Here is an 8,235-nt window from a genome sequence, read left to right on the forward strand (position 1 = left end):
AGATGTGTATAAGAGACAGTATCAACATGTCGGTCGACGTGACTAACACGGTCACCGGTGGCGCGGGCGGCGCCGGCGGTGCGGGCGATCTGAACTTCCAGGCGTTCGGTGGTGGTGGTGGCGGTGGCGGCGACGGCGTGTTGCTGTACGGCAGTGGTGTCAAGGTGGACAACTTTGGCACGATCACCGGCGGTGCCGGTGGCGCGGGCGGCAACGCGAACACGCCGGGCGGTGCCGGCGAGGCGGGAGCGGGTATCCGCGCGCTTGCCACCGACCTCACCGTAACCAACTTCGGAACGATCAGCGGTGGCGCCGGAACCGGCACTGGCGTCGCCGGCATCGGCATCGTCATTCAAGGTTCCAGCACGATCCAGAACGGTGGCACGATCGAAGGCGGCCTCACTGGCGGCGCATACGCATCGGCCATCCTCTTCCATGGCGTGAACAACACGCTGACGATGGCGACGGGTTCCCACATCCACGGCGCAGTGGAAGTCGCGGACGGTTCGGACGTGCAGGCGGGCGCCATGGACAATGCGGCGATCGACGAGGTGAAACTGGATGGCAGCACCGCAGCCATCGACTTGTCGGCGGCAGCCGGAAAGAGCCTGACCATCGCCGCCATCGACGGCACGGGCAATGTGACCAGCAGCACCGACACCGGCAACCTCATCCTGCAGGGCGTCCAGCTCAACGGATCGCTCACGCTCGACCATCCGGGCGCCACCACCTTGTCAGGTACCTTGCACACGACGGGCTCCCAGCACTATGGCACTCCGGTGTCGCTCGCGAACGACACGACCGTGATCAGCAACGCTGGACCGGTCACGTTCGTGGGTGCGGTAACCGGCGCGCACGACTTTTCCGTCCTGACAGCCGGCGACATCGCGCTCACCAACGTCGGCAACGCCTTCGGCGGGAACGTTGCGCTGACCGGTAACACGGTGGACTTGCACTCCGCAGGCGCCTTGTCCCTGGCTTCCTTGCAGGTAATCAGCAATGCGTCGATCCACAGCGACGGCGCAGTCGTGTTCGCCGGCGATGTCACTACGCCGTCCACGCTGACGCTCGACATACCCACGTCGTCGGTGCACCAGATTGCGGGCGGTGTGAACGCCGATACGCTCTCGGGCACCGTCGGCGGCGACCTGGTGCTGAGTAGTGCAGCCAACGCTATCGCCAACCTCGGCACATTGACGGCTGGCACGATCTCGCTCGCGGACTCCATGCCGCTCACCGTGGCGGGGACGGTACATGCCCTGCGGACAGCCACCTTCAACACCATGCAGGGCGCGACGGTGACGGGCACGCTTCGCGCCGATGGCGCGCTGGCCGACAACGAGGGCGTGCAGATCGACGCAGGCACCTCGCTCATGGTTGGCAACGGCGGCACCACGGGCACGCTGGACGCGGATACCACCGTGAACGGCCTGCTTGCGTTCAATCGAAGCAACGATGTCGTCTTCGCCGGCGACATCGGCGGCACGGGTACGTTGTCGAAGGTTGGCGCCGGCAAGCTGGTGTACGACGGCGATGGCTCCCAGTTCCATGGCTCCACCACGGTGGCGAACGGCACGCTCATCGTCGGCGGCACCGCGGGTTCCGCGGCCTATCTCGGCGGTGCGGTGCAGGTCGATGCGGGCGCGTCGCTCGGCGGCCACGGCACGATCGGCGGCAGCGTGGACATGCTGTCCGCCAGCGTGCTCTCACCCGGCAACTCCGTGGGAACGCTCACGGTGAACGGCGACCTCACCATGGCGCAAGGCACGGTCTTCGACGCCGAATTCGGCGCTGGCGGTGCGGGTGACAAGGTGATCGTGGGTGGCAACCTTGCCTTGAACGGCGTCACGCTGAACATCGCCGACGTGGGCGGCATGGGCCCCGGCGTGTACAACCTCTTCTCCTATGGCGGCACGCTCACCACGACCAACGGCGGTCTCCTTCTCCTCGGAAGCCAGCCTACCGGGAGGGTCATATCCTTGCAGACGCTCGTCGGCCAGAAGCAGATCAACCTGATCGATTACACGAACGTCACGCTGAACTACTGGAACGCGAATGGGCTGGCCAGTTCCACGCAGATGGGCGGGGGCGACGGCACGTGGTCGAATACCGCGAGCACGTGGACCGACGCGCAGGGCGTCTTCACCGCTCCCATGAACCCACAGCCAGGCTTCGCCATCTTCGGCGGCGCCAACGGTACGGTCACCGTCGACGGCACGGCCGGTGCGGTCGGGGTCACGGGCATGCAGTTCCTGAGCGACGGTTATCGCATTACGGGCGATGCGTTGGATCTGGTGTCCCCCAGCGGCCCGGCCATCGTCCGTGTGGGCGACGGCACCTCGGCAAGCGCGGGTTTCGTTGCCACCATCGATTCGGTGCTCGCCGGCACGGCGGGGCTGACCAAGACCGACGCGGGCACGCTCGTGCTCGATGGCGTCAATACGTTCTCCGGCGGTGTCACGGTCAGCGGCGGTACGCTCTCCGTCGGCGATGACAGGAACCTGGGCGACGCTGGCAACGATGTGTCCCTGAGTGGCGGAAGCCTTCGCATCACCGGCGCAGCGTACGCATCGACGGACCGCGCGCTGTCGTTGGCTTCGACGGGCACGATCGACATCGACGATGCGGCCAGTGCCTTCGCCTGGAACGGCGCGATCACCGGCACGGGATTGCTGACGAAAACCGGTGCGGGCACGCTCGTGCTCGACCATGCGAACAGCTACAGCGGTTCCACGTGGCTCAGCGATGGCACGCTGCGCGTGGGCGATAGCGGTGCCCTCGGTACGGGCGATCTCGTGATGAGCGGCGGTACGCTCGCCTTCGGTACGAGCGGCCTGTCGCTCGCGAATGCCGTGAAGGTTGCCGGTGACGCCACCGTCGACGTGGGTGCGGGTAGCACCGCAACGCTGACGGGCGACATCGCCGATGGCACGCCGCCTGGCGTCGTCGCTACGCTGGCCGCGGGATCGTTCACGAAGACAGGAGCCGGCACGCTCACCCTGACCGGCACCGCCACAAACACGGGCTTGACCGCCATTGCCGACGGCACGTTGCACATCGGCGACGGCGGCACCCACGGCACCTTGCCGCTGAACATCGCCAACCATGGCGAGCTGGTCCTCGATCGTTCCGACGACGTCGATTATGCCGGCACGATGTCCGGCGACGGTACCTTCCACAAGCTCGGAACCAACGGCCTGCACCTGACCGGCGACAGCAGCGCCTTCACCGGTGCCACCACTATCGATGGCGGCACGCTGCGCCTCGATGGTTCTCTCGGCGGCAATCTTGCGTTGGCCAGCGGTGCGGTGCTCACCGGCACGGGCACGGCGGGGAGCGCCGCTCTGGCGTCCGGTAGCGAACTTTCGCCCGGCGGCAGCGGTGCCATCGGCAAGCTCACGTTCAACGGCAATCTCGACCTCGCGGCCGGCTCGCGTTATGCCGTGGATGTGACGGATGCGGGGCAGGGTGACACGGTCGTGGTCGGGGGAAAGGCCAACCTGCATGGCGGTTCCGTCGTCAGCCTCGGTACCGGCGGTCAGTGGAGCGTATCCACGACGTACACCATCCTGTCGGCGGCCGGCGGTGTCGACGGTACGTTCGGCGACGTGTCGTCGAACCTGGCGTTCCTCACGCCGTCACTTGCGTACACGGCGAACGCGGTGAACCTCACGCTCCGTCGCAACGACGTGTCGTTCCTGGAAGTGGCGAGTACGCGCAACCAACGCGCCACCGCCGGCGCGCTGCAGTCGCTCGACCAGGGCACCGCGCTCTACGAGACCGTGCTGCGGCTCGATGCGGCCAGCGCGCGCACGGCGTTCGACGCGCTTTCCGGTGAGATCCACGCCAACCTGCGCGGCGCGATCGCCGACGACGACCGCTACCAGCGTGACGCGATCAACCAGCACCTGCTCAGCCAGTATACCGATGGCACCGGTGATGCGACCGCGGCCTGGGCGTCGGCATGGGGCCACTGGGGCAACCACGACGCCGACGGCAACGCCGCTCGCCTGCGCGCCAACGGCGGCGGCCTGCTAGTCGGTGCGGATACGGGTGTCGGTGCCGGTACCCGTATCGGTTTCGCGCTCGGCACGGGCCATGTGTCCGCTTCCGCCCGCGGCGATTCCGCCGGTGGCGATACGCGTACCGCCGGGCTCTATGGCAGCGGGCATTACGGCAACGTGCTGCTCCAGGCCGGTGCGCTGTACAGCCACCGCGACATCGACACGCATCGCACGGTCGATGTCGCGGGTATGAACGAGCGCCTGAACGGCGACACGCGTGCGCGCTCGGCGCAGGTGTTCGTGGAGGGCGCGTACGAATTCCGCTTCGACCGCGCATCGCTGTCGCCGTACCTCAATGTGGCCCGCCAGGAGCTCCGCACGAATGCGCTGCACGAGCGTGGCGGCGACGCTGCGCTCGACGTCCAGGGCGATAAGAGCGCGCAGACGTTCGCCACGCTGGGCCTGCGCGGCAGCCATGAGCTTTCCGCGGAAGGTGGCGTCGATGTGTTCGCCAGCGTGGGTTGGCAGCATGCATGGGGAGACACCGACACGCTCAGCCGCCAGCGTTTCGCCACCGGCGGCGACGCGTTCCAGGTGGCGGGCACGCCCATCGCCGACAACGCTGGCGTTGCGACGCTGGGCCTGCGCTTCAAGCCTGCACAGTCGGTCACCATCGACGCGTCGTACGTCGGGCAGCTTGCCGGCGACGCGAAGGACCAGTCGGCCCGGTTGAGCCTTAACTGCGCATTCTGATCCTAAGCGGTCGTCATGAGTGTGAAGTCGTAGCGTACGACGCGGAACGGGTGGTCCATCGTGGTGCCGTCCGGCGCCGGTCCCGCGGGGTGTTCCTCGAAGGCTGTCACCAGCGAGTGCTTCACGCCGAATACGGCATCGGAGTCGAGGTACGGATCGCCTTCGACGAAGAGGTGGGTCACCACGCGTTCGTGGCCCGGCGCGGACACGATGAAATGGATGTGCGCGGGACGCCACGGATGCCGTCCCAGCGCATGCAGCAGTTCGCCCACGGGTCCGTCTTCGGGAATGGTGTAGCTCACCGGCAGCACGGTGCGGAAACGGTATCGCCCTTCACCGTCCGTCGGCAGCACGCCCCGTAATTGCATCGACGGCTGTTCGGCATCCTGCACGTCGTACAGACGATCCGGGCGCACCTGCCATACCTCCACGCTGGCACTGGGGATGGGGCGTCCGGTCTCGTCGAGCACGCGGCCTTCCACGAATGTCGGTGTCCCACCTTCCACACCGTCGGCGAGGTTGGCACCTAAAGGAAGGACGGGCGCTCCCTGCACGTGGAACGGACCCAGCACTGTACTTTCCGTGGCGAGGTGGGGACGGCGATGGTTTATCGCATCGACCAGCATTGACACGCCCAGCACGTCGGAAAGCAGGATGAACTCCTGCCTGGTTCCGGTCGATGCGTGCCCCGTGCGGGTGAGGAAATCGATGCCCTTCATCCATTCGTCCTCGGTCAGTTCGACTTCCCGGACGAAAGCATGGAGGTGCCTGATGAGTGCTTCCGCGATCTGCCGCGTGCGGGGCACCACATCGTTGCCGATGCCGGCGAGCACCGCATGGGTGAGATTTTCTTCGGTGAGCTTGCGCATGCGATGGGTTACAGGCCTGTAAGGTGCGGTGTGCGGCACACGTGTATATACCTGTCGCGCGGTTTCGTTTATGACGAAACATGCTTTTCGCTCGGGGCGGTCGCGCACCGTTCAGCGGACCGATATTTACAAGCACCGTGACAGAGCGGGGGCCTATACTTCGCCCAGTCGCGGAGCACTACCATGATGACTCGTCTATTCGTCGTCCTCTGTGCCGCCTTGTATTGCGTCCTGGCCGTTCCGGTCCAGGCCATGGACACCGCTGTGCAAAGGGCCGCATCCAGTCCCGGCGGTGCGGTTCCCAAAGCCGCCAGCGAGGTGTCCGGCGTGCGCATTCCCGACAGCAAACTGGCGCGCGACGCCGCGCAAATGGTTCACGACGCCGAAGGCGATTTCCTCTATCAGCACTCGGTGCGTGTCTATTACTGGGCTGCCCTGGCCGGCAAGCGAAAAGGATTGAGCTTCGATCCCGAGTTGCTTTACGTGGCCGCCCTGTTCCACGACTACGGACTCACGGCACGCTATGGCGCCAGTCATTCGCGATTCGAAGTGGACGGCGCGGATGCCGCACGGGCCTTCCTGAAGGAGCACGGCGTGCCGGATGCGGAAAGCCAGGACATCTGGCTGGCGATCGCCCTGCATACGACGAACGGCATCTCACCGCACATGTTCCCTGTGGCCACACTGCTTGCCGAAGGCGCGAACATGGACCTGGTGGGCGCAGGCTACGATGGATTCAGCGCCACGGAGCGTGGCGCCGTCGAAGCCGCCTATCCGCATCCGCCGCATTTCGCGGAAGATTTCATGCAGGCCCTCTACAACGGGTTGAAGCACCGCCCCGAGGCGACCCAGGGCACCGGCCTGGCGGACGTCATGGCCTATAAGGATCCCAAGTTCGTCCGCAGGGATTTCAGCAGCCTGATGCTCAAGTCGCCCTGGGCCGGCGGCAAGTGACGGACCGCGTCGTGCAGGGTACCTTTGCGCGTATCAGTGCTGCAGGATGAGCAGGACGACCACGGCCAGCGCATCGACGATGGCCAACAGAAGAAGCCATCGGCATATCGCCCGCAAGCGAAGGGCGATGGCATCGGTTGGCTTGGGATGGTCCGTAAAGATCATGCGCAGTCCCATGCGGTAGCGGCGAGTGTCGAAGCGGCCCTCCTCCTCAACCTGGCGCGGATCGTGACGCAGCACCATGGTCTGGGCAAGTCGTGGTACCACGATCCACAGCACGACCAGACCATACCCTGTCCAGAACAAAGGCGTCTTCGACGCAGGATCCAGCAGGCATGCGATGCAACCGGCCTCTTCGTTGCCTCCCATGGAGAGCGCGATGTAGAAAATCGCGCATATCGCGACGAGAAGCACCGCCTCGAAAACCCGTAGCATCCAGGCCAACACTTTAGCCAGGCCGGGAGGCGTTTCGAGCCTCCCGGCCAGCACACGCTGCTCGCTCCGAAGGTGCGCCATGCCGAGGTGGCCAGGCTCCCCCATGTCGCCATGGCGTCCGAGAAGATGCCTGAACCACATGGACAGTACCCGCGCTGCGATGACTATCAGGATGAACCCAAAAATACACAGCGCGAGGAACTGGACGGGGCTGAGCGGTGTGGAAGAAGACATGTCTGCGGTCAATCCTCGGTTGGCGGCGGCATGCCGATTTCGCGACGCACCTGCGCATCGCGAACCATGTCGCTTTGCGCTTGTTCCCGTTGTGCCTTCTCGACGTCGATAGAGACTTCGCCGCCCCAGGCTGATTCACCCGCACCGGTGCCGGCGAGTACGGAGACGGACAGTTTCCCGCCCTTGTTATATTTCACCTCCACACCGCCACCGACAATGTCATAACCTGAAAGGTGGCCGATGTAGTTCACCTGCGAGGGTTCCGTGTCGGGGGAAAAATCGATGGATGCGATCTCCGTCTTTACGTGTGCGGACACCTCCATGGAAAAACCCTTGCCCGCAGGCGAAGCACTGACCGAGTCGCTGCCGTTGTACACCGCCTTGCTCGCCGTACCGCCGACTCCGTTATAGCTCACAGTGCCGTCCACGCTGACTTCGGTCTTGTCGCCCGTGTCGAGAATATAACGCGATACCTTGGTGATGAACCGGCGGCCCTCTTCAATGTACGGCCTTGTCGACCGGCGCAGGTCGCCGAGGATTCCCGGGGACCAGCCATCGGGGTCCACGAAGAGATACGGGTTGTTGTTTGCATAGGTAAAGCGTGAGAAAGAGCCCCAGTTGCCCGGAACGACGTTCTTCGGGTCTGCGCTGATGAAACGTCCCGTTACCGGATCGAAATAGCGTGCCTGCATATAGACCAGGCCGGAATCGGTGTCGTCGAGATGGCCTGCGAAGCCGGGTCCATCCGTCGACACGCCCAGTGCTACCTGGCCGTAGGGGCGATAGTCGTTCGTGGAGCGGAGATTGCCGGTGGCGTCGGTGGTGGCGAGGACCGATCCGAGCAGGTCGGTGTAGAGATAGCTTATGCCGGAAGCATCGCTGCGATGCTTGGCAATGAGCCGTTGCGCAAGATAAATGTAGTTGGTACCCGTTCCTGTCGCCGGTTCGAACTGCCACATCAACCGCCCCGCGGCACTATAAGCGTA

The 8,235-nt window shown here is 65.0% G+C and carries 5 protein-coding genes; 2 read left to right on the plus strand and 3 right to left on the minus strand.

What is annotated here, in order from left to right; all coding sequences use genetic code 11:
* Positions 1–26: 26 nt before the first annotated feature.
* A complete protein-coding gene (locus ACPYOD_RS18750; RefSeq protein ID WP_481303203.1) occupies positions 27–4,757 on the plus strand; it encodes an autotransporter domain-containing protein in 4,731 nt (1,576 codons plus the stop codon).
* A 2-nt stretch (positions 4,758–4,759) separates the two neighbouring features.
* Here the strand turns inward: ACPYOD_RS18750 and ACPYOD_RS18755 are convergent, their stop codons facing one another.
* On the minus strand, positions 4,760–5,626 hold the full coding sequence (locus ACPYOD_RS18755; RefSeq protein WP_481303204.1) for an intradiol ring-cleavage dioxygenase: 867 nt from the start codon (positions 5,624–5,626) through the stop codon (positions 4,760–4,762).
* Between the two features lie 183 nt (positions 5,627–5,809).
* On the opposite strand from ACPYOD_RS18755, the gene ACPYOD_RS18760 reads away from it, so the two are divergent.
* Positions 5,810–6,580: an HD domain-containing protein gene (locus tag ACPYOD_RS18760; protein ID WP_481303205.1), complete on the plus strand. Its 771-nt coding sequence runs from the start codon at positions 5,810–5,812 to the stop codon at positions 6,578–6,580.
* Between the two features lie 33 nt (positions 6,581–6,613).
* On the opposite strand, the gene ACPYOD_RS18765 is transcribed toward ACPYOD_RS18760, so the two are convergent.
* Both ACPYOD_RS18765 and ACPYOD_RS18770 read right to left on the minus strand, forming a co-directional pair.
* Positions 6,614–7,249: a hypothetical protein gene (locus ACPYOD_RS18765; RefSeq protein WP_481303206.1), complete on the minus strand. Its 636-nt coding sequence runs from the start codon at positions 7,247–7,249 to the stop codon at positions 6,614–6,616.
* An 8-nt stretch (positions 7,250–7,257) separates the two neighbouring features.
* Positions 7,258–8,235 (minus strand): RHS repeat-associated core domain-containing protein (locus tag ACPYOD_RS18770; RefSeq protein ID WP_481303207.1); only part of this gene is annotated, 978 nt, incomplete at its 5' end.

It is taken from the genome of Luteibacter sp. HAY1-4A (genome assembly GCF_056755355.1).

Excerpts from the sequence above, each read along its gene's own strand:
- ACPYOD_RS18750 (WP_481303203.1), top strand. The coding sequence starts at position 27 with ATGTCGGTCGACGTGACTAACACGGTCACCGGTGGCGCGGGCGGCGCC.
- ACPYOD_RS18755 (WP_481303204.1), bottom strand. The coding sequence starts at position 5,626 with ATGCGCAAGCTCACCGAAGAAAATCTCACCCATGCGGTGCTCGCCGGC.
- ACPYOD_RS18760 (WP_481303205.1), top strand. The coding sequence starts at position 5,810 with ATGATGACTCGTCTATTCGTCGTCCTCTGTGCCGCCTTGTATTGCGTC.
- ACPYOD_RS18765 (WP_481303206.1), bottom strand. The coding sequence starts at position 7,249 with ATGTCTTCTTCCACACCGCTCAGCCCCGTCCAGTTCCTCGCGCTGTGT.